Source organism: Anaerostipes sp. PC18, assembly GCF_039789045.1.
GTDB lineage: Bacteria > Bacillota > Clostridia > Lachnospirales > Lachnospiraceae > Anaerostipes > Anaerostipes hominis.
The window spans coordinates 2081150-2102999 of the sequence record NZ_CP121164.1; the positions used below are offsets into that span (position 1 = coordinate 2081150).

20 protein-coding genes and 6 pseudogenes are annotated in these 21850 nt (G+C 41.8%); 3 read left to right on the plus strand and 23 right to left on the minus strand.

Features of this window, described 5'->3' with window-relative positions; translation table 11 throughout:
- Nucleotides 1–14 precede the first annotated feature (14 nt).
- The 14 genes and pseudogenes from pdxT to P8F77_RS11400 all read right to left on the minus strand — a co-directional run.
- A complete protein-coding gene (gene pdxT / locus P8F77_RS11335) occupies nucleotides 15–584 on the minus strand; it encodes a pyridoxal 5'-phosphate synthase glutaminase subunit PdxT (protein ID WP_287517448.1) in 570 nt (189 codons plus the stop codon).
- Nucleotides 585–1460 (minus strand): pyridoxal 5'-phosphate synthase lyase subunit PdxS, encoded by an 876-nt coding sequence (gene pdxS, locus P8F77_RS11340; RefSeq protein WP_287517450.1) that lies wholly within the window; start codon nucleotides 1458–1460, stop codon nucleotides 585–587.
- A gap of 146 nt (nucleotides 1461–1606) precedes the next feature.
- A pseudogene (locus P8F77_RS11345) lies at nucleotides 1607–1756 on the minus strand (hypothetical protein); the annotation flags it as partial.
- A gap of 248 nt (nucleotides 1757–2004) precedes the next feature.
- Nucleotides 2005–2118 (minus strand): annotated as a pseudogene (locus tag P8F77_RS11350) (tRNA 2-thiouridine(34) synthase MnmA); the annotation flags it as partial.
- A gap of 2 nt (nucleotides 2119–2120) precedes the next feature.
- Nucleotides 2121–2581, minus strand: a pseudogene (gene nifU, locus P8F77_RS11355) (Fe-S cluster assembly scaffold protein NifU).
- A 48-nt stretch (nucleotides 2582–2629) separates the two neighbouring features.
- Nucleotides 2630–3820, minus strand: coding sequence for a cysteine desulfurase NifS (gene nifS, locus P8F77_RS11360; protein WP_287517451.1), 1191 nt, complete (start codon nucleotides 3818–3820; stop codon nucleotides 2630–2632).
- A gap of 189 nt (nucleotides 3821–4009) precedes the next feature.
- A complete protein-coding gene (locus P8F77_RS11365; RefSeq protein WP_287517452.1) occupies nucleotides 4010–5296 on the minus strand; it encodes an O-acetylhomoserine aminocarboxypropyltransferase/cysteine synthase in 1287 nt (428 codons plus the stop codon).
- Nucleotides 5297–5541: 245 nt separating this feature from the next.
- Nucleotides 5542–6267 carry a GNAT family N-acetyltransferase gene (locus tag P8F77_RS11370; RefSeq protein WP_330625568.1) on the minus strand — a complete coding sequence of 242 codons (726 nt, stop codon included), beginning with the start codon at nucleotides 6265–6267 and terminating at the stop codon, nucleotides 5542–5544.
- Between the two features lie 32 nt (nucleotides 6268–6299).
- Nucleotides 6300–6584 (minus strand): annotated as a pseudogene (locus P8F77_RS11375) (pyridoxal-phosphate dependent enzyme); the annotation flags it as partial.
- A gap of 177 nt (nucleotides 6585–6761) precedes the next feature.
- On the minus strand, nucleotides 6762–7538 hold the full coding sequence (locus tag P8F77_RS11380; protein WP_287517454.1) for a class II glutamine amidotransferase: 777 nt from the start codon (nucleotides 7536–7538) through the stop codon (nucleotides 6762–6764).
- Between the two features lie 6 nt (nucleotides 7539–7544).
- Nucleotides 7545–8819, minus strand: coding sequence for a hypothetical protein (locus P8F77_RS11385; protein WP_287517456.1), 1275 nt, complete (start codon nucleotides 8817–8819; stop codon nucleotides 7545–7547).
- Nucleotides 8820–8821: 2 nt separating this feature from the next.
- A complete protein-coding gene (locus P8F77_RS11390; RefSeq protein WP_287517458.1) occupies nucleotides 8822–10021 on the minus strand; it encodes a MalY/PatB family protein in 1200 nt (399 codons plus the stop codon).
- Between the two features lie 53 nt (nucleotides 10022–10074).
- A complete protein-coding gene (locus tag P8F77_RS11395; RefSeq protein WP_287517459.1) occupies nucleotides 10075–11229 on the minus strand; it encodes a PLP-dependent aspartate aminotransferase family protein in 1155 nt (384 codons plus the stop codon).
- Between the two features lie 327 nt (nucleotides 11230–11556).
- A pseudogene (locus P8F77_RS11400) lies at nucleotides 11557–11911 on the minus strand (TIGR00268 family protein); the annotation flags it as partial.
- Nucleotides 11912–12143: 232 nt separating this feature from the next.
- Between P8F77_RS11400 and P8F77_RS11405 the strand changes: the two are divergent.
- A pseudogene (locus P8F77_RS11405) lies at nucleotides 12144–12827 on the plus strand (transposase); the annotation flags it as partial.
- Nucleotides 12828–13021: 194 nt separating this feature from the next.
- Nucleotides 13022–13279 (plus strand): hypothetical protein, encoded by a 258-nt coding sequence (locus P8F77_RS11410; protein ID WP_287517460.1) that lies wholly within the window; start codon nucleotides 13022–13024, stop codon nucleotides 13277–13279.
- A 41-nt stretch (nucleotides 13280–13320) separates the two neighbouring features.
- Here the strand turns inward: P8F77_RS11410 and P8F77_RS11415 are convergent, their stop codons facing one another.
- The 3 genes from P8F77_RS11415 to P8F77_RS11425 all read right to left on the minus strand — a co-directional run bounded on the left by P8F77_RS11415 (nucleotide 13321) and on the right by P8F77_RS11425 (nucleotide 15915).
- Nucleotides 13321–14091, minus strand: coding sequence for an ABC transporter ATP-binding protein (locus P8F77_RS11415; RefSeq protein WP_287517461.1), 771 nt, complete (start codon nucleotides 14089–14091; stop codon nucleotides 13321–13323).
- Nucleotides 14091–14882, minus strand: a complete 792-nt coding sequence (locus tag P8F77_RS11420) for an ABC transporter permease (RefSeq protein ID WP_347256134.1) — start codon at nucleotides 14880–14882, stop codon at nucleotides 14091–14093. Before P8F77_RS11420 ends, P8F77_RS11415 begins: the two co-directional genes overlap by 1 nt.
- A gap of 490 nt (nucleotides 14883–15372) precedes the next feature.
- Nucleotides 15373–15915: a transposase gene (locus tag P8F77_RS11425; protein WP_330625576.1), complete on the minus strand. Its 543-nt coding sequence runs from the start codon at nucleotides 15913–15915 to the stop codon at nucleotides 15373–15375.
- A gap of 78 nt (nucleotides 15916–15993) precedes the next feature.
- Between P8F77_RS11425 and P8F77_RS11430 the strand changes: the two genes are divergently transcribed.
- The gene (locus tag P8F77_RS11430; protein WP_347256135.1) at nucleotides 15994–16134 is read left to right on the plus strand and encodes a hypothetical protein; all 141 of its coding nucleotides are present in this window, start codon (nucleotides 15994–15996) and stop codon (nucleotides 16132–16134) included.
- Between the two features lie 116 nt (nucleotides 16135–16250).
- On the opposite strand, the gene P8F77_RS11435 is transcribed toward P8F77_RS11430, so the two are convergent.
- From P8F77_RS11435 to P8F77_RS11460, 6 genes are all read right to left on the minus strand, one after another.
- Complete coding sequence (locus P8F77_RS11435; RefSeq protein WP_287517464.1) at nucleotides 16251–17168, minus strand: ABC transporter substrate-binding protein; 918 nt, start codon at nucleotides 17166–17168, stop codon at nucleotides 16251–16253.
- A gap of 69 nt (nucleotides 17169–17237) precedes the next feature.
- Complete coding sequence (gene cooS / locus P8F77_RS11440; protein ID WP_287517466.1) at nucleotides 17238–19280, minus strand: anaerobic carbon-monoxide dehydrogenase catalytic subunit; 2043 nt, start codon at nucleotides 19278–19280, stop codon at nucleotides 17238–17240.
- A gap of 266 nt (nucleotides 19281–19546) precedes the next feature.
- Nucleotides 19547–20482 (minus strand): cysteine synthase A, encoded by a 936-nt coding sequence (cysK, locus tag P8F77_RS11445; protein ID WP_287517467.1) that lies wholly within the window; start codon nucleotides 20480–20482, stop codon nucleotides 19547–19549.
- Nucleotides 20483–20633: 151 nt separating this feature from the next.
- Nucleotides 20634–20885 carry a hypothetical protein gene (locus P8F77_RS11450; RefSeq protein ID WP_287517469.1) on the minus strand — a complete coding sequence of 84 codons (252 nt, stop codon included), beginning with the start codon at nucleotides 20883–20885 and terminating at the stop codon, nucleotides 20634–20636.
- A gap of 105 nt (nucleotides 20886–20990) precedes the next feature.
- Entirely contained in the window at nucleotides 20991–21314 is a 324-nt protein-coding gene (locus P8F77_RS11455; protein WP_287517470.1) for a hypothetical protein, read from the minus strand.
- A 158-nt stretch (nucleotides 21315–21472) separates the two neighbouring features.
- Nucleotides 21473–21655 carry a hypothetical protein gene (locus P8F77_RS11460; RefSeq protein WP_347256136.1) on the minus strand — a complete coding sequence of 61 codons (183 nt, stop codon included), beginning with the start codon at nucleotides 21653–21655 and terminating at the stop codon, nucleotides 21473–21475.
- Nucleotides 21656–21850 lie beyond the last annotated feature (195 nt).

Here is a 21850-nt window from a genome sequence, read left to right on the forward strand (position 1 = left end):
TGCCTTGCCGTATCCTATCTGTTTTGAACCATATGAATAAAATACTGATGTACCCTGACATCCTCTGAAAGTTCCGGGTGAAATGCTGTTACTAACTGATTTTCCTGCCTTGCAGCGACAATCCTGTCTCCGGTTCGGGCAAGAATTTCCGCATTTTCCCAAATCTCAGCAATATATGGACCCCTGATAAACGTCATTGCTATCCGGCCTATTCCATAAAACTCTTCTTCAGTATAAAAGCTTCCTAACTGCCTTCCATAAGCATTTCTTTTTGCTTTTATGTTCATTGTCCGAAAACCAAGTGCATCTTCTCCCTCAATCTCCCTTGCCAAAAGGAGCAGTCCAGCACAGGTTCCAAATACAGGTAATCCATTTTCTGTAAATTCTTTTATCGGTTCATATAGCTGTAAGTCCTTAAGCAGTTTCCCCATAACTGTGCTTTCGCCGCCCGGAATGATCAACCCATCAAAGGTTTTCCCCAAATCCGATCTGTTTCGGATTTCAAAATGTTCCACCCCCAGCCTGTCCAATATCATGCCATGTTCTGCAAAAGCTCCCTGCAGGGCAAGTATCCCTATCTTCATTTATTTTCCCCTTTCAGCCATAAGCAATGCAATCTCTGATTCATTGATTCCCACCATTGCTTCACCCAAGTCTGCTGATAATTCCGCAATTAATTTTGCATCCGTATAATTGGTTACCGCCTGTACAATGGCCGCTGCCCGTTTTGCAGGGTTTCCTGATTTAAAAATACCCGATCCCACAAACACGCCCTCTGCTCCAAGCTGCATCATAAGAGCGGCATCTGCCGGCGTTGCAACGCCACCTGCCGCAAAATTTACGACCGGAAGCTTTCCATTTTTATGTACAATCTTAAGCAAATCAACAGAAACCTGCAGCTGCTTTGCAGTCTCAAACAATTCATCTTCTGAGAGATTCTGAACTCTCCTGATTTCTGAATTCATAGCCCGCATATGCCTTACAGCCTGAACCACATCGCCCGTTCCTGGTTCTCCCTTTGTACGGATCATGGATGCTCCCTCTGAAATACGCCGCAGTGCCTCGCCTAAATCTTTTGCCCCACATACAAATGGCACCTTAAACTTTGTCTTATCAATATGATATACATCATCTGCCGGTGATAATACTTCGCTTTCATCAATGTAATCAATTTCGATTGCCTCTAAAACCTGAGCTTCCACAAAATGTCCGATTCTGCATTTCGCCATGACCGGTATAGAAACCGCCTCCTGTATTCCCTTAATCATCTTTGGATCACTCATTCTGGATACTCCACCGGCTGCACGGATATCTGCCGGAATTCTTTCCAGTGCCATAACCGCACAAGCTCCCGCCTCCTCTGCAATATGTGCCTGCTCCGGTGTTGTAACATCCATGATGGCTCCACCTTTTAACATTTGTGCCAGATTCTTATTTAATTCGTAACGATTCTCTTCCATTTTACTGCCTCCTGTTCATTTTTTATTATTTTTCTGCTGTTATTATAAACTATCCATTTCATATATTTTGGCAATGCTAATATGTTAAGTTGTATCATGTTCCCACATATGCATATCTTCCAATGTAATTTTATCAATTACGGAATTTACCGCATCATTGATTTTCCTCCAGAGAATACTATTCGTACATTTATCCTTTCTTTTACATGGAATGCTATTCTCTTCCACGCAGGGGTCGGTGCCAAATTTCCTTCCATAACACGAAGAATCTCTCCGACACTGATATCTTTCGCAGGCCTTTTTAAATAGTACCCGCCGTTTGCGCCTCTAACGCCTCCAAGTAATCCGGCTTTCCGTTATCATGCTCCAGTATGTCCAGCATAATGTTTAATGCATATCTGCCTCTTGTTGATATCATAATCCTGAAGCCTCCTTGTTTCTTATAATTGTCCCTCCACCAAGAACATATTCCCCATGATAGAAGACGATAGCCTGCCCTGGCGGCGCCGCCCTTACTTTTTCCTCAAAACAGCATTTCAGTATGCCAAATCTGCATCGTCTCGCCAATGACATCATATCCCTGTTCCTTTAACAGATACGCAGCAACCGAGGAATCCACACCACCGGACATTCTCACAACAACTTTTGTCTTAGACATACTTAATCACCGGACAACTCATAAAATTTTTCTGTCTCATCAATATCGTCTACCGGCGGCTTCAGCCCTTCAATTTCAATGTTGTTTTTCTATGCATAGTCCTAAAGTGCGGCATGAATTGCTTCCTCTGCAGCAGGGAACAGTGTACCTTAACTGACGGCAATCCATCCAATGCTTCCATTACTGCTTTGTTTGTCACTGTAAGTGCTTCCTGCACCGTTTTCCCGATTACCATTTCCGTAGCCATACTGCTTGTCGCCACTGCTGCACCACAGCAAAATGTCTTGAACTTGCAGTCTCTGATTACTCCGTTTTCATCCACATCCAGATAAATCCTCATAATTTCCCCGCACTTGGCATTTCCAACCGTACCGACACCGCTGGGATTTTCAATTTCTCCCACATTTCTCGGATGATTAAAATGTTCCATTACTTTTTCACTGTATTCAATCACCTGACTCATGCCTGTAATCCTCCTAATTTCAGTCTATCTATTTCATCCTTTACCCTATCAGGAGGATTTCGCCTCCTTCCCGATAAAGTCCTCATATAACGGGGACATACTGCGAAGTCTCTTTACGATTTCCTTTAGCTTTTCTATAACAACATCAATCTCTTCTTTTGTTGTCTCATCCGAAAGTGTAAGCCGGAGGGAGCCATGTGCGATCTCATGCGGCAGCCCTATAGCAAGAAGCACATGGGACGGATCCAGTGAACCGGAAGTACATGCCGAACCGCTGGATCCACATATCCCATTCTGGTCAAGCAGAATTAAAAGAGATTCTCCCTCTATGAAACGGAAGCAGAAATTAGCATTATTGGACAATCTATTTTCCCTGTGACCGTTTAATCTGGCATACGGAATCTCATCTAACACTCTTTCAATCAAGTAATCCCTAAGCTCCGTCTCCTGTCTTGCACGCCTTTCCATATTGGCAGCAGCAATTTCTGTAGCCTTTGCAAAACCCACAATCCCCGGTGTGTTATGCGTTCCTGCCCTCCTGCCACGCTCCTGTGCGCCTCCGTGAATAAATGAGCCGATTTTTACAGTGTTTTTCATATACAGGATACCGATGCCTTTTGGTCCGCTAATCTTATGCCCGCTGGCAGAAAGCATGTCTATATGAAGCTCTTCCACATTGATTGGAAGATGGCCATATGCCTGCACGGCATCTGTATGGAACAAAATGTTATGCTCTTTTGCAATCTCCCCGATTTCCCTGATTGGCTCGATTGTCCCGATTTCATTATTGGCAAACATAATCGAAATAAGAATCGTGGTCGGTCGGATGGCTGCCTTTAAATCGTCAAGCTTTACCACCCCATTTTCATCCACATCCAGATATGTCACTTCAAAACCCTGCATTTCCATAAATTTACATGTATGCAGAATGGCATGATGCTCAATCTTGGAAGTTATGATATGGTTTCCCTTTTCTTTCAATGTATAGGCAGTGGCCTTCAATGCCCAGTTATCGGATTCACTCCCGCCGCCGGTAAAATAGATTTCATTCGGTTTTACACCTAAAAACGAAGCAACGGTTTCCCTTGCATCGTCCACAGCCTTTTTTGCTTTTCCTGCAAATGTATAAATACCGGAGGCATTTCCATATTTCTCCTCAAAGTATGGTTTCATTGCCTCAAATACCTCATGGTTCACTTTTGTAGTAGCCGCATTGTCTAAGTAAATCAAATTTTCCAATTCTTATTCCTCCTATCTCACCTATTGTTTTTATAGGTTTTTTACTTAATAATACTGCTTTCCAATTTCTTGTCAATCTTCTTTACACGGCTTACCCATAGAAAAACAGGATAAATATTGAAAAATACCTATCCTGTCCCTTTAAATCTTATCCATGATATGAGCCAAAAGCATCAGGACAACTTCCCTTTAACCACGAACCGCAGCAAAGCCCTTTTCCAAATCTGCAATGATATCGTCAATATGCTCTGTTCCAATAGAAAGACGGATTGTATTCGACTTAATCCCCTGATCCAGCAATTCTTCCTCAGACAACTGGCTATGTGTGGTGGTTGCCGGATGGATGACAAGGCTCTTTACATCCGCAACATTGGCAAGCAGCGAAAAAATCTCAAGATTGTCAATAAATTTGTGGGCCTCTTCCTGCCCCCCTTTAATCTCAAAGGTAAAGATGGATGCGCCGCCATTCGGGAAATACTTGTTATATAAAGCATGATCCGGATGATCCGGCAACGATGGATGGTTCACATGCTCTACCTGCGGATGCTTTGCCAGATACTCCACAACCTTCTTTGTGTTCTCTGCGTGTCTGTCCAGTCTAAGCGAAAGTGTTTCCACTCCCTGTAACAGAAGGAATGCATTGAACGGTGATATGGTTGCACCCGTATCACGGAGCAATATCGCCCTGATATAAGTAACAAATGCGGCAGAACCTGCGGCATCCACGAAGGACACACCGTGATAGCTTGGATTGGCATCTGCAATATTGGCATATTTCCCACTTGCCTTCCAGTCAAATTTACCGGAATCCACAATAATTCCCCCTAGGGTGGTTCCATGCCCGCCAATGAATTTTGTGGCTGAATGCACTACGATGTCTGCACCATGCTCAATCGGACGGATTAAATATGGCGTTCCAAAGGTATTGTCAATTGCAAGCGGAAGCCCATGTTTATGTGCAATTTCTGAAATTGCATCAATATCAGGTATATCCGAGTTTGGATTTCCTAGTGTCTCCAAAAAGACTGCTTTCGTATTCGGGCGTATTGCTCCCTCCAGTTCATCAAGGTTATGTGCATCCACAAAGGTTGTCTCGATTCCGTACTGCTTTAAGGTGTGTGCCAAAAGATTGAACGTACCGCCATAAATGGTCTTCTGCGAGACAATATGGTCGCCTGCCTGTGCCAGTGCCTGAATGGTATATGTAATGGCTGCCGCACCGCTGGCTAATGCCAATGCTGCAACACCTCCCTCTAAGGCTGCAAGTCTCTTTTCCAGCACATCCTGTGTGGAGTTTGTAAGTCTTCCATAAATATTCCCTGCATCGGTAAGTCCAAATCTTGCTGCAGCATGGGCAGAATTATGGAACACATAAGATGTTGTCTGGTAAATCGGCACTGCCCTTGAATCCGTTGCCGGATCTGCCTGCTCCTGTCCTACATGTAACTGCAATGTTTCAAATTTATATTCACTCATAATGAAATCCTCCCAAAATACATTTTTATGGTTCACTAATTTAATTCATTTCTATCTATTTCACCATCCTGTTATTTCTTCATACAAATGCTACGCATACAACACATTCGTCCTTTCATAACTTTTCCCAAATTTCCATGCATAAGCATCGCTCCTTTCATTTCTTTCTTAAATTTAAATGCAGTATAATATATTTTTCTGGCTTTGTATAATATGGATAGCTTATATTTGGCTATAATTTTTTCTTATATCAGGCTTAATTTCATATCATACCAAACAGCTCCACCATGAACGGACCCGGATATACCCATATTGCAGAAACCAAACTGCTCATAAAAAGAAATCAACTGTTCCTTGCAGGTTAAAACTACTTCTTTTTGTTTTTCTTCTCTTGCCTTGCCGATAAATTCCTGCATCAATTCGCTGGCATATCCCTGATGCCTGAAATTCTTTACTATATCTAATCCAAATACGGTCTGCCACTCTCCTGTTTCTATATGCATATTTTCATCTTCATACATTTCATCCGTAATGGCTTCTCCATTTGTTACCATGCCATTTATAAACCCAATAGGCACTCCTGCATATTCCAATATATAAAAATGACTGCTAAAAGTTTCAATTCTTGCCGACAACTGTTCTCTTGTTGCAGCCTCTTCTATCGGAAAGCATTCCTGTTCAATTCTTACCACATCATCCAAATCATAAAATTTGACTTTCCTAATAGTATGGAAAGCCATATCAATCACCTTTGCAATACCATCATGAGCATTATAATTCGTTATCCATCTTGCAGCTTCTTTTATCTTTTGATTGGCATTTCCCATTGCAATCGGATATCTGACACTGCTGATTAAGCCAAAGTCATTATTACCATCACCTATTGCATATGTATCATCATCTGATATTTTAAGGTAATGGGCAAGATATAGAAAATCCTTACCTGAAGATTCCACTGGCTTATCTTGCATATAAACACCGCCTTTTTCATAAGAATAAAGTGGATTGCCTTATAGCCCTTTGCTGCTGCAAGCGCCGCAAGGCCGATGTCCGTATTTCCGCTGGTAGGCTCAATAATCGTAGCTCCCGGTTTTAATTTACCACCCTTTTCTGCATCCTCAATCATTGCCAAAGCAATTCTGTTCTTTACGGAACCTGCCGGATTCAGATACTCCAGCTTTGCGATGATGTTTGCCCCGGTAACGCCTACTTTCTCGCTGTAGCGGCTAAGTTTCAGTAATGGTGACCCTCCGATTAATTCCAATGCACTCTCTTTGAGTTCTGACATAACTGATTACCTCAAAATTTATTTTTCTTCTTTATTGCCTATTTATTTCATAGGTTTTATATGTTATTGTATGTATGTTACTATATTAACTCTTTGTTTCCATGTCAATCACTTTTTTCAATTTAAAGAAAGCAAAAAATTAGAACTGGTTATAACCTGCTGTTATAACCAGTCCTTCTATAATGCGGAAGAATCCAGAAAAAGAAACTGCATATCCTTTGCATTATCCTTATATTCATGACCATGCTTATGACCGGTATATAAATGTCTTCCATCCCGCCATGCCATCAGCCGCATAAACGGTACCGCTTTCCATTCCTGTTTGTCTGATAGTGGGACAGTCGCAAACAGGACGGCATCCTGTTCTGTAGCATAGTATAAGGAATCCCTGTAATTCGTATGCACATACATTACACTTCCATCATAAAACAGCAGATTCGTCTTATTCCCTGCTGCCATACCGCCTATCAATCCGTCTAAAAACTCAAAGCGTTCCTGCTCTGTTAAACTCCGTCTAAGGGATTTCTGCTTTTTATTTATTTTGTCAATAAAATAATAAAGAAGCCTCTCGCTATCGGTCTGTCCTTCCTGCCCGTAAAAATAAGGGTTTAAGGCAGGAGCATCAAACATGGTTCCGTTATGTGCCAGAGTCCATCTCCTTCCGTAATTATCCTGCCTTACAAAGGGATGGCAGTTTTCATAATCCATAGAGCCTACCGTGGCGAGCCGGATATGGGCGATCATAGTACTAACTTCTATCTTATGCCGCAGCCTTTCTTTCAAATAACTGCTTTTTAATGCCTGTATTGGTTCTTTTTCTATGGATGCCACGCCCTCATAAAAGGCTGCCATGCCCCAGCCATGGGGATGCTCCACGCTATGGGAAAAGAATTCTTTTAAATATTCATTTACCCTGACTTTTTTCGTGCTGCTTATGCCAAATAATTCACACACCGGCTCTCACCTGCTTTCCTTCTGCTTCTTTTCTGCCAGCTTCAATCCTTTTTTCACATATCCTTTTCCATACAATTTTCGTATCTGCCATGCATAACGGTTCCAAGCCTCCGTAAATTTCGACTCCTCAAACGCTAGGATTTCCTTTACTTCCTGCGAATATCCTTCATAAAACTCCTTCATAAAGCCAATCACATTTAATGCTGCCTGAACCACGGAATACACCTCTCCATTCGGCACGATAATCTTTACCGTTTTCAAATCATAATGCGCTGCATTTTTAAAGTTTTGGATTGCCTGCACCTGATCCTTTTCTGAAAATTTCTGTTTCGGCGTAGAGGCAAGCCAGCCCATGAGAAGCTGGGCGAAGGCAATGTCCCTTTCGTCCACTCCATACTCTGCAAGGGGATTTAAATCAAACATGCGAAGCTCAATATGATTCACACCGTTTTCTAACAGGCTCTTCAGATTATTCTCCCCCTTTGGCTTCAAACGGATGGGATAATACAATTCGGACGGTGCCTGGATCCACTTTTCGTCTATGTACTCATGAATGCTGTCCACATAAGCCTGCAAATCCGAATAATTTAATATCGGCGCAAAGAAATTCCAATATCCAAGTTCGCTGCACCTTACAGATGCAAGACCCATAAATAAATCCCCATCAAACTTTCCCTTTTCCACATAGGAGGAATCCAGTACCGGACTTGCAGCTGTCACTGCTACCAATATCCAGCCATAAGCTGCCAGCCTTTCTGCCAGGTCCAGATATAACTGATTTTTATAATCCTTAAAATCTGACAAGCCTGTTCTATTAAAATCCTTTTTTAAAAGCTCTTCTGAGAAGGAATAATTGATATGAATACCGGAAAATGCCATTTTATACCTGCCATAACGGTCAGACAGATAATCCCTGTATACCGTTTTCGATGATTCCATACCGCTAAATTTTGCTACCGGAATATCTTCTTCATTCTGGATATAGGGTGGATTTGAAAACGGCCAGAGATATTCCGGCTCCGGTAATTTCTCCAGTGTATTTTGAATTTCCATATAATATCTGCTTAATGCTTCCACTGCATGCTTCGGGCTTTTTTCGATATTCGTGTTGATTTCCGTCTGATTTTCACAAAAATCCCGCACGATATGTGTATGCTCTCCAAACGGATGGGGCGTATGGGACAAAAAGCCATCTTTGTCCACACGAAGCCCTTCCATTTCCAGCCCAAACTCCCCCTTTAACAAAAGTTCCCTTGCTTCCTCCGTGTCAATGTGAAGCATCTCTAGTCACCTGCCTCTCTTAGAATAGCTGCTTTCAGTTGATTTAGGGCCCGATTTAAAATGCTTCTCGGACAGGCAGCATTGATTCGTTCAAAGCCTTCTCCTGCCCTGCCAAATATTGCACCGGAATCCAGCCAGAGATTTGCTTTTTTTACCACCAAATCTTCCAGTTCATTTTCTGGCAGTCCAAGTTTCCGAAAATCAAGCCATAGAAGGTAAGTCCCTTCCGGCTCTGTCATATGGATCTGCGGAAGATTCTCTCTCAAATACTCCCTCACAAAATCAATATTGCTTTCTACATACCTCATCATTGCCTCATACCATGTGTCTCCATACCGGTAAGCCGCCTCGCAGGCCGTCAGCCCCATGATATTTAACTGGCTGTAGCCTGCCGCTGCGATCTGTTTCTTGAATTTCCCCCGCAGGGCAGCATTCGGTATAAATATATTGGAAATCTGTAACCCCGCCAGATTAAAGGTCTTTGCCGGCGAAGTGCAGGTAATGGAAATATCCTGAAACTCTTCCTTTAAGTCTGCAAAAACATAATGTTTCCTGTGACCAAATACAAAATCCTCATGAATCTCATCGCTTACAACAACCACATGATGTTTCAGACATATCTCTCCAATTCTAACCAGTTCCTCTTTCGTCCAGACCCTGCTTACCGGATTGTGGGGACTGCAAAACAAAAACAATTGTATCTTGTTTTCTATTATTTTGTTTTCTAAATCCTCAAAATCAATATGATACTTTCCGTCCTCTCCCAGTATCAGATTATTGCTTACTACTTTTCTTTCATTATCTACTATCACCTCAGTAAAGGGATAGTAGACCGGCTTCTGAATCAGTACCGCATCTCCTGCTTTGGAATACGCTTTTACTGCCATAGCCAGGGCAAACACCACCCCCGGCGTTTTCACCAGCCATCTGCGTTCCACATCCCAGCCATGTCTCCTTTTCATCCAGCCTGACACTGCTTCAAAATAGCTGTCCCGGCTCTCCGTATAGCCAAAAATGCCATGCTCCACTCTTGTATGTATCGCCTCTAATATCAGACTTGATGTCCGAAAATCCATATCCGCTACCCAAAGAGGCAGGACATCCTTTGGGTAGCCCCGTCTCTTGGCAAAATCATATTTCAAACAGTCTGTATCTCTTCGGTCTGTTACGGTATCAAAATCTAAATTCTTTTCTGCCTGCATATACACCATCCTCTCTTATCATGAATGATTCGCAAATTTTTATTCGCATTCCATTAGCCTTCAAAAGACTCAATGGCTTGCTTTAAATCATGAATTAAATCTTCTTTGTCCTCGATGCCTGCCGACAAACGAAGCACCTTTTCTGTGATTCCATTCTTCATACGCACTTCTTCCGACACATCTGCATGGGTCTGGGTGGCAGGGTAGGTAAGCAATGTCTCGGTTCCTCCAAGGCTTTCCGCAAATGGTATCAATTTTGTGAATTTTAAAATATGAAGGGCCAGTTCTTTACTTTCCACTTCAAAAGTGAGCATACTGCCAAATCCGCTTGCCTGGGATTTACAGATCTCATATCCCTTAGAACCTTCAATTCCCGGATAATATACTTTTTTTACCTTCTCCTCTCCCCGCAGAAACTCCACAATCGCCTTTGCGTTTTCCTGTGCCTTCTCCATCCTGAGAGGCAATGTCTTAATTCCCCTCAGAATCAGCCAACTGTCAAACGGTGCAAGTCCTGAACCCACCGTCTTAATGAAAAAGCGGAGTTTATCCGACATCTCCTGTGAACCCACCACAATAAATCCGGCAAGGGTATCATTATGCCCCCCTAAGAATTTCGTTCCGCTGTGTATGATAATATCAGCCCCTAAATCAAATGGCTTTTGAAAATATGGGGACATAAATGTATTATCCACAATCAATAACAATCCATGCCTTTTCGCTATTTCTGCAGTTTTACGGATATCTACCACATTCATCATAGGATTTGTCGGTGTTTCTACGAAGATTGCTTTTGTGTTCTTCTGTATAAAGCTTTCTATATCTTCACTGGAACAGTCAATATGGCTGAATGTAATACCATTTTTCTCACTCACATTGTCAAATAACCGTATGCTGCCTCCGTAAAGATCCGCATCTGTGATAAGATGGTCACACGGCTGAAATAATTCCATCATCGCAGTAATCGCCGCCATGCCGGAAGAAAATGCCAGGGCATCTACCCCACCTTCCAATGCTGCCACAACCTTCTCCACCTGCTGCCTTGTGGGGTTTTGAAGCCTGCTGTAATCATATCCTGTGCTCCTTCCCACTTCCGGATGTTCGTAGGTTGCGGTCTGATAAATGGGGAAGCTGATTGCCCCTGTCTTATCTTTTTCAAAATCTTTTCCATTTCCGTAAATACATTTTGTTGCAAATCCGCAGTCCATATGTAAAATAATCCTTTCATTAATTTTGCCTTGTTTTTCAAGGCATCATGGTATACCCAAAGGGTGTTTCTTTAAGTTTGCTTTGTTCTTTGTTTGTCTCTTTTATTTTAAACAAACTGAGAATACATGGGTATTACATGTTTCTATGAACCAGCTATCCGTAAATCTTATAACCCACATACCTCTGTCTGGTATGCTTTACTATTTACTCTCACATCTGTTATCTGCGGATGATCCTCGCAAACCTTACATTGTCTGGAACGCTTCGGAAAACTGACTGTTCTGCCAATTTCAGTAAATCCAATATTTATCCTCCAGTCCATGCTATTATAAGATCTCATTCATACTGCCAGTTCGATATTCTCCCCAAATCCAATGTGACATAGGAAAAACCTAATTGTTTCAAATAATAATATATCTTTTTACGATTGTCTTCCTAAACTAACCTGGAAAATACTTCCGATAACACTTCCATTCTTGCAATTGTCCCATTTTCCTGCCCATGAATGCGAACCCTCGCCTGATGAAAATCCATATCAAGAAGCAGCTGCTCTGCTTTATCCACCATTCCAAGCCGTTCCTCGCTAATCGTCTCTCCATATACAAAACAGGAAGAAAGACAGGCAAAGGACTGTTTATTCCATGTGGAAAGCCCCAATTGCTTAGAAAGTTCCCGTATTTCCTCCTACTACAATATATTTATGGTTAATACCCCTTACAGCCAGTAAGGAATTACCCATCTTGTTGCTTAAGCTGTTAGAATGAGTGTGGCAATAGATCTGGCCCTCATTCGCAGCATTCGTTTTACGCAGGTTGAACCTTCCTCCGTTCGTGTGAAATCCCCAGTAGCTTGAATAGGCAATGAGTAAACCTGGTATTGACCATTGCTAATTCATTTCAAAGGAGTTTTTATCATGAACGCTGCTAGTATCGATGTTTCCAAAGGAAAAAGTACTGTCACAATCCGCATGTCCGGAGATGTTGTTCTTATGCCGCCATGCGATATTCCACATATCCAGTCTGCTATCAATGCTCTCATTGAGCAGATCAAAGGCCTTAACGGCGAAACCAAAGTCTGCATGGAGCATACCGGCAGATACTACGAACCGGTTACTACCTGGCTCTCTGATGCCGGTATCTTTGTCAGTGCTGAAAATCCGATCCTCATCAGGGATTTCGGTGCTGATTCTCTTCGTACTCCCAAGACAGATAAGGCGGATTCTAAAAAAATTACCCGTTATACTCTTGACCGTTGGGCAAAACTGAAGCAATGTGGAAGCATGGATAAAACACGCAACCAACTCAAAACAATGAACCGGCAGTTCGGTTTTTATATAGACCAGAAAACTGCTATGAAAAACAATCTCATTGCCCTTCTGGATCAATCCTATCCCGGAGCCAATGACTTATTTGACATCCCCGCCCGTAGTGACGGCAGCCAGAAATGGGTAGATTTTGTCTATACCTACTGGCATGTGGACTGTGTACGCGGAAAATCCCAGAAAGCCTTTACTGAACACTATCAAAACTGGTGCAAACGCAAAGGCTATAACTTCAGTGCCTCAAAAGCAGAAAAGATCTATCAGGCTTCAGACCAGCGCACTGCGGTGGTCTTGTTGTTGTACTCTTTTTTCAACCTGTATAAAATTTTCAAAGTTCATTAATTTCTGCTTGACTTTTTATTTGCAGACTTGATATTTTTCTTTTACATAAACTGACATTTCTACTTGCCTAAATTTGTCAATATTTAACCGCCGGAGTAACAGAATGAAAACCCAGGGAGAACATTCACATGCCATTTGTTGCCGCCCCTGTTACAATACCCGAAGCCATCCGCACTATCTTTTCCAAATATGCCAGAAGCAGGACTTTTTCAGCCCGCCAGGTACAGTGTGCAAAGATAATCCTCCTGACTGCAGACGGATTTGATAACATGCAGATATCAGGCCGGGTAGGCCTTGGACAGGATTCAGTCAGTAAGTGGCAGAGCCGTTTCCTTAAATTCTTTCTGCCGCCGCAGAGACTCCTTCTGGCCCTCCAGAAACAGTGACTTGCCTGTTACTGTCAGCGTCTATTCAAGGGACATTCCATTTAAATGATATATTCAATTTCATCATGATGCTTCATGTTGAATATTTCAAAGATCTTATCACGCATAGCCACAAAATCATCGCCCGTCCTATCCCTGTTATGTCTTAACTGCACGGGGACAATACATTTTATTTTTCCGGGATTCGGTGTCATCACGACAATTCTATCCGCAAGAAATACGGCTTCTTCAATATCGTGCGTAACAAAAATAATTGTCTTTTTTTGTCTGCTTGCAATCTCTAAAATATCATCCTGAAGCTTCATTCTTGTAATTGCATCAAGTGCGCCGAATGGCTCATCCATGAATATAATTTCAGGGTCAACCGCAAGCGCCCTGGCAATAGACACTCTTTGCTGCATGCCTCCCGAAAGCTGACGCGGATATGAATGTTTAAATTTCGAAAGACCTACAAGCTCCACATACTTTTCCGCAATTTCTCTGCGCTCATGTTTTGATATTCTTTGCGGTTCCAGTCCAAACTCTACATTTTTCAGTACCGTCCTCCACGGCAAAAGTCCGTAATGCTGAAATATTGTTACGTTCTCCCTTGAAGGCTGTGTGACTTCTTTCCCATCTATTTTTATACTGCCCTCGTTTATCGGGTCAAATCCGGCAATAGCATTTAACAACGTACTTTTACCGCATCCCGACGGACCCAAAAGACATATAAATTCTCCCTTTTCTATTGACAATGACACATTTTCAAGCGCACGGAAATTCTCGCCATTTTGCTGGAAAGTTTTACCCGCATTCTCTATTTCTATATACATTACGCAACACCTCCCCACGAGCGAAGCACGCGCTTTTCAATTACCTTCAGCAATGCATCAAGCAATATACCTAGAAATCCAATAACAACAATTGTGGCAAGCAAGGTATCGGACTCAAGATTATTTCTTGCGTCTATAATCTGGTAACCGAGCCCGGACTGCGCACCGGTCATTTCACCTGCAACAAGAAATACCCAAGCCGTGCCGAGAGCTAAATGTATGCCATTTGCAATTTGCGGGAACGCAGCCGGAAACACAACTTTCCATAAAATATGCGGCTGGCCGACGCCAAAATTTTTTGACACCTTTAAATATATTGGATTAACCCCGCTGACTGCTGAAACAGTTGATAGGAGAACAGGAAAAAACGCTGCGATAAAAATAATTACAATCGCCGGAACATCACCAATACCAAACCAAAGCACAATAAACGGCATCCAGGCCATTGGCGAAATCGGCCTTAAAAGCTGTATAATGGGATTTACATAATTAAATATTCCTGTAAACCACCCAAGCAGAAGCCCCAACAATACAGCAACAACAATTGCGCTTATATATCCCACTGCAAAGCGATACATACTTGTTCCTATATGAACAAATATGGAACCATCAATAACCATTTGCACAAGTGCTTTCCATGCGTGCAGCGGGGACGGAAACAGCGCTTCATTGAAATGACTTGTCACATATACTATCTGCCATATGGAAATCAGTGTAATAAACGATACAATAACATGTTTAACTGCTACAATTTTTTTCATTTTTATATACATTCCTTTCGCTTCGCTCAAGGCACAAAACGTTATGAAAATGTTGGCTTTGAGCGATTTTCTTATTAGATTAGGGTGTCAAAAGACTCTTAAATAATAATTGATATTTACTTGTATCTTGAAAATTTAACACGAAATGGTTTTAGATGACAGAATATAGGAGTTTGGTGCTATTTGATGAATATCTATTCGACGAATTTTTAGGCTACTTTTGATTTTTGACCATCGTTGTTCAGGCTATCGGTATAATCCAATAGCCTTTGAAAATTCAATGCTGCTATTTTAAAACCAAAATAAAACCGAGTTCTATTCTTTCCATGAGCTGGTATCTTATCTGCATGATATCTTCTTCTGAGAAGAGACGGGATTGCTTCTACACCATTACGGAAACGTGCATTCTTCAGGAGAACTGCCATTTACGCATTCTATCAAAAAGTGTCCATCCTCTGTGAACCTGAATTTCGAATAAATTGCATCTGGTTTACGCTCTGTAAAGTTTGTAGTAACCAGTTTAAGATGCTTGTATCGTCGAAGTCTCCAGTACTGTCACACAGATGAATAAGATTCTCGGCTTCATGTGATGTTGCTCTTGCGGAATTTCTATTTCACGTTGGTTCATAATCTTTTTAAGATTTGCTACACAAATGTAAAACAACTCAAGCAGTGAAAGATTTCTGATATTTGCTGAAATCATGAGACTATCCATACGCTGCATATTTGGAGAGATATTCATAAACTCCGAAATCTCTTTCGCCATCTTAACAATGCATTCATGAATCAAGTCCACATCGTGTTTTGTTTCATACGCCGGCACACGTGCTCTGAATCTGCTGAGAGTTCTGTCACTAAGCGGCTGTTCCTCTAAGCTTGTAGTGTGAAGTGCGTACTGATACCGAATGTCAAACATAAGAGCTTCTACTAATTCATCGTCTGTATTACCAAGGGCTTCTTTTAGAATAAGGGCACCTACAATAACATTTACCGGAGTATTCGGGCGAGATGCCTTACTGCTGTACAGAGACGAAAAAATGTTTTCATCTATCGTAACCGCTATCTCCGTTTAAGAAAACGTCGCGGCCACAAGAAGGCAATCATCACTATTACGAGAATGCTTCTAACAGCTTTATACAACATGCTGAAAAATAAGGAATCCTATAATGCTGAACTTTACCGAAAAAGCGATGTTCTTCCTGTAGACCGTGAAATCACGGTGGAACAGACAATCTTAATGGCACAGTTTCAAGGATATAAAATCAAGTCAGCTACTGAATAAACCTTAACTTCGCTACATATTCAATTTTTAAGTGACCACCGTAAGATGGTCTAATTGTGATGCAGTTAAGGGAATGGATACCCTCTACTATTCTTTTTCAACCTTCCATTTCCTCGTCATAAAGAATTATCCACAAAGCTCTCGTAAGATGGAGGATTGTCGGAAAGGCCATACTTCTTTACTCTTTCAACAAGACCGTTATAAATTTCCTCCGTAATATCGAGGTTATCATATGAAATCCATTTCAAGGATATGTCGAGAACATTATCATCTTGATTCAGGTACTGTTTTGCAACAGTTTTTGCCTTTTCAGCAGTTAAATTATTTCCTGCTTCCTTATATGCATCAACAAACTCCTTAGCTGTTTCAGGATGCTCATCTATAAATTTGTCCGTAAGCACAAGCCCACAGCACAACGAATTTTCCCATAAATCTTCTGATGAGAACAACACTTTACCAACTCCAAGTTCAACTGCCTTTGCTCCAAATGGTTCAGCTACACAATATCCGTCAATCTGACCGCCCGCAAGAGCCGACGGCATTTCCGTCGGAGCAAGCTCTGTTATATTCAGGTCATCCGTTGTAAGTCCAGCAGCCGCAAGAGCATCATTGATAAGCAGATTATGTGATGACTGCCTGTGCGGTATCGCGAATGTCTTTCCCTTTAAATCCTCAACCGAGTTTATATCATTTGATACAATAATAACATTTCCATCGTGATGTCCGAGCGCAACAGCCTTTACACCGATGCCCTCTTCCTTAGATTTCATTGCAAGTTCAATAAGAACCGATGCGCCGTCAACATTGCCAGTGTTAAGAGCGTCTAAAAGCTCTGGCCACGAGCCGTATTTCACAAGCTCTACATTAAGTCCAGTACTATTTTTCAACTCTTCCGCTTCTTCAAACACGGTTAGTGCATGAGTTATCGGCAGATATGCTATTTTTACTGTTTTACTATCCGCTGTTCCTCTTCCGCAAGCTGCCAGCGCTAAGAGCGCTATTCCCGCTAAAATAAGTGATACTATCTTTTTCATTTTAATATCCATTCCTTTCTGTCAAAAGGCACCAATAGCAATGAAAATCTATTTTCCCACTAAGCCTCCCTAATCCCATCCAAGAGCTTTTCTCTTAGCCTTCATATCCTCTACAATTTTGTTTCCAAGCGCAGCAGGATCTGCATCAACGTTCATTGATGAACCGAGAATTTCTTTTGTCCCTTCCTTCAAAAACTCAATTACATTTTTTGAACCGTAAATCGGAGCTTCAATACAATGGTATGAGCTTACACCCAGCAGCCTGAACCCTAAGGCTGCGTCAATCCCTTTTTCATTGCCCCATTCGGGTGACGCGAAAGCAAACGGCATATCTGTGATTCTCTTTTCGGTTGCACCTGCTATTCCGGCAAAAATCCCTGATGAACGCGTGTTGTCAATACACTCACCGACGTGCCACACAGGGGGTAAGTCAGGCGCTAAAAATTCCTTTAATCCTTCGCCGCATTTGTCAAACGCAGATGTATTGCAATAACCAAGCTTCATCAGCGGGAAGGAAGCACAGCCGTTTGATAGGATAAGGACATTATTTTTCAAAAGCACATCTGCAACATCAACCGTAGATTTTTCATAAATGGTTTTCGGATTGCTACATCCTACCATGTTCACAATACCGAGTATTTTTCCACTTTTTAGTGCATCCGCCAACGGCTGCATACTGCCGAACCGCTTATGCACATACTCAACCGAGAAACCGACCTCCGCCTCAACCTCATATGGAGGTATATATACAGGAATTCCTTTTCTTGACTCAAAACTCTCTATAGCGCGTACCACGATCTTTTCCGCAAGCGCTCTCGTTTCACCGATATTTGAATGGTGATGGTCATACTCATAACGCTCCGCACCCGGCAGCCTCGCCGACTCGCTTGTAGTAACAACCGTTGTCTTGAAGCATCTTGCAACGTCCATAATTGCAGGAAATACGTCCTGCACATCCGCAACCCATAAATCCAACGCTCCCGTTCCAAGAACAAGCTCGGCTGATACTGCGTTCGAGAGAGGAACAACTCCGCCGTACCGATACATTGCCGCAAGTCCCGAACAGCATATTCCGTAAAATCGTATTCCTTTTGCACCTTTTGATTTTGCAAGTTCTATAAATTTTTTATCTTTTCCGACCTTTACTATTTCGCTTACCAAAAGCGGCAAATGTCCATGTACAGCGATATTGACATAACCTTTTTTCAGCGCACCAATATTTACCTTTGAAGTTACCCTATCGCCAACTCCGAATAAACTGTCCGTAGCTATTGATGCGCCGACAACGCCGGAAAAGGTAAAAGCAAGACCGCAGCGTAAAAATTGCTGCATTACGCTTCTCCAATCACCGTCTGTTGCACACCCTGATTTATGATATGCTTCAAAAACCTCATGATAGGCGCTTATCGGAAGAATATCAAGCTCTCTCCACACCTCCTGGCGCTCAGACGGGGCACAGGCTTTAATAGTTTTATATTCAGCCGGGACCGTCCGCGACATATCCTCAAGCAGGGCATCAGCCAAATCCGCGGCAATTTCTTTTGTTGTTCTGCGGTAGATTTTTATTCCAAACGCTTCGGCAACACTTCGTATCTTTTGCTCCCCTATAATCGGAATGTCAAGTTTACCTTCTGCAGCCCATTTAAGAGCTAAAATAATCTCTCTCGCATGCATACCATGCTGTGCCGCACCTGCTGCCGCCGAGCGCAGCAGATTTCTTGCAACAATCAAGTCAGCATCCGCCCCGCATACACCTTTTGGTGCCTTCTCCGTAATACGGCAAGGTCCCATATTACAGATTTTACAGCAAATTCCGGCAAGACCAAAATTACATTGCGGTTTCTGCCTGTCAAATCGGTCAAATGCCGTGTCAATTCCAAGCTGCTCAGCTCTTAGCAGCAAATCCCGTACGGCCGGATCGGGCGTTTTATCGATTACATCCTGTTTAGAAGGAAAGGTCTTTTTATATTCTTTAACTGCGCTCATATAATCCCTGATAAAAGCGTTCTCCTCACCATCACCATGGTCAGCCTTTGCTACAACTGTTGGTATGCCATGCTTATCAAAACCTATAAGTGCACGGTGATTATGTATATGTTCATGCTTTGCCATATTGTCCTCCCTAATCGAAAAAGAACGGTCTCGGAAACTCTTCAAAGCCCGAATTTTCGCTCTTTTTTCTTGCTTTCAATTTCTTCTTTCCTCCCAATTCCGGGAAAGTTTTTTCACTTTTTTCAGAAAACTATTGACATTACATCTGTTTTGTGCAGCATACTGCTCCGCAACCTCATCCGTGTATGAATTCAATAACTCCTCTGCCGCCTTTTCTATAATATCTCTATCCCATATCCTTTTATCCTCCTTAACGATTTTCTTTCTCAGTTAGCAAACAGCGGTGTTGACAAATATCTATCTCCTGAATCCGGCAATAATACCACAATAGTCTTACCTTCATTTTCCGGTCTTGCTGCAAGAATAGCAGCTGCTTTCAGTGCTGCCCCAGATGAAATTCCCACAAGAATTCCCTCTGCCAACGCAAATGTTTTTCCTTCTGCAAATGCATCTTCATTTTCAATGGCAATGACTTCATCATACACTTTTGTATTCAGTACATCAGGTACAAATCCGGCACCAAGTCCCTGAATCTTATGCGGTCCCGGAGTTCCTTTTGAAAGCACCGGACTTGATGCTGGCTCCACCGCTACTACTTTTACATTCGGATTCTGTTTCTTTAAGTATTCTCCCACACCGGTAACAGTTCCGCCTGTACCAACGCCTGCTACAAAGATATCAACTTTTCCATCTGTCTGTTTCCAGATTTCAGGACCTGTTGTTGCCTTATGTACTGCCGGATTCGCCTGATTCACAAACTGACCAAGGATAATGGAACCCTCGATTTCCTGATTTAATTCCTCTGCCTTTGCAATTGCACCTTTCATTCCCTTAGCACCTTCTGTAAGCACAAGCTCTGCACCATATGCTTTCAAAAGATTTCTTCTCTCAACGCTCATAGTATCAGGCAGTGTGAGGATTGCCTGATAACCCTTTGCCGCTGCAACCGCAGCAAGGCCGATTCCCGTATTTCCGCTGGTAGGCTCGATAATCGTAGCGCCTGGCTTTAATTTGCCGTTTTTTTCCGCATCCTCAATCATTGCCAAAGCAATTCTGTCCTTTACGGAACCTGCCGGATTCAAATATTCCAGCTTTGCAATGATGTTCGCACCTGTGATGCCTACTTTCTCACTGTAACGATTTAACTTAAGCAATGGTGTACCCCCAATTAACTCTAATGCACTTTCTTTGATTTTTGACATAACTGATTACCTCCGTTTTAGATATCCTTGTTTAATTACCTATCTTTTTCATAGATTTTATATGTTATTTTATGTATGTTATTATATTCACACAGTCATTTCCTGTCAATCATTTTCTCCCCATTTTTTAATAGCAAAAAATTAGAACTGGTTATAACCAACTGTTATAACCAGCTCTTCTATAATAATGAAGAATCCAAAAAAGGAACTGCATATCCTTTGCATTATCTTTATATTCATGACCGTGTTTATGGCATGTAAATAAATGTTTTCCATCCCGCCATGCCATCAGCCGCATGTCTGCTTCTATCTTGTGCCACAGTCTTTCTTTTAAATAGCTGCTTTTTAGTGCCTGTACCGATTCTTTTTCTGTAGAGGCAATGCCCTCATAAAAGAAAGCCATTTACACCTCTCCATTCGGTACAATAATCCTAACCGTTTTCAAGTCGTAATGTGCCGCATTCTTAAGGCTCTGGATTGCCTGCACCTGATCTTTTTCCGTAAACTTCTAATCAAACATACGAAGCTCAATATGATTGATGCCATGCTCTAATAAATTCTTCAGGTTATTTTCTCCTTTTGGTTTCAAACGGATTGGATAATACAGCTCGGACGGTGCCTGAATCCGCTTTTTGTCTATATATTCATGGATACTGTCCACATAAGCCTTCAAATCCGAGTAATTTAATATCGGGGCAAAGAAATTCCAATATCCAAGTTCTCTGTACCTTACGGATGCAAGCCCCATAAATAAATCCCCATCGAATTTCCCCTTTTCCACATAGGAAGAATTCAGTACCGGACTTGCTTCGTAACTGCTACCAATATCCATCTATAGGTTACAAGCTACTGTGCCAAATCCAGATATAACTGTTTTTTATAATCCTTAAAATTCTTTAGGCCTATTCTTTCAAAATCCTTTTTTAAAAGCCCATCTGAGAAGAAATAATTTATATATATAATAAAAAATGTCATTTTATACTTGCCATATCAATCAGATAAATAATCCCTGTACACCGTTTTCGATGATTCTTTTCCGTTAAATTTTGCCACCGGAATATCTTCTTCATTCCTGATATATGGCGGATTGGAAAATGACCAAAGGAATTCCGGCTCTGGCAGTTTTCCCAGTGTATTTTGAATTTTTGCATAGTATCTGCCCAGTGCTTTCACTGCATCCCCTGGGCTTTTTTCTATATCTGTATTAATCTCAGTCCTTTCATTTCCAATCCAAACTTTCCCTTTAACAAATGCGCTCTTGCTTCCTCTGTATCAATGTGAAGCATTTCCTTCCTTATTCGAAATCTTTTCCGTTTCCGTAAATACATTTTGTTGCAAATCCACAGCCCATATGTATATCCATCATTT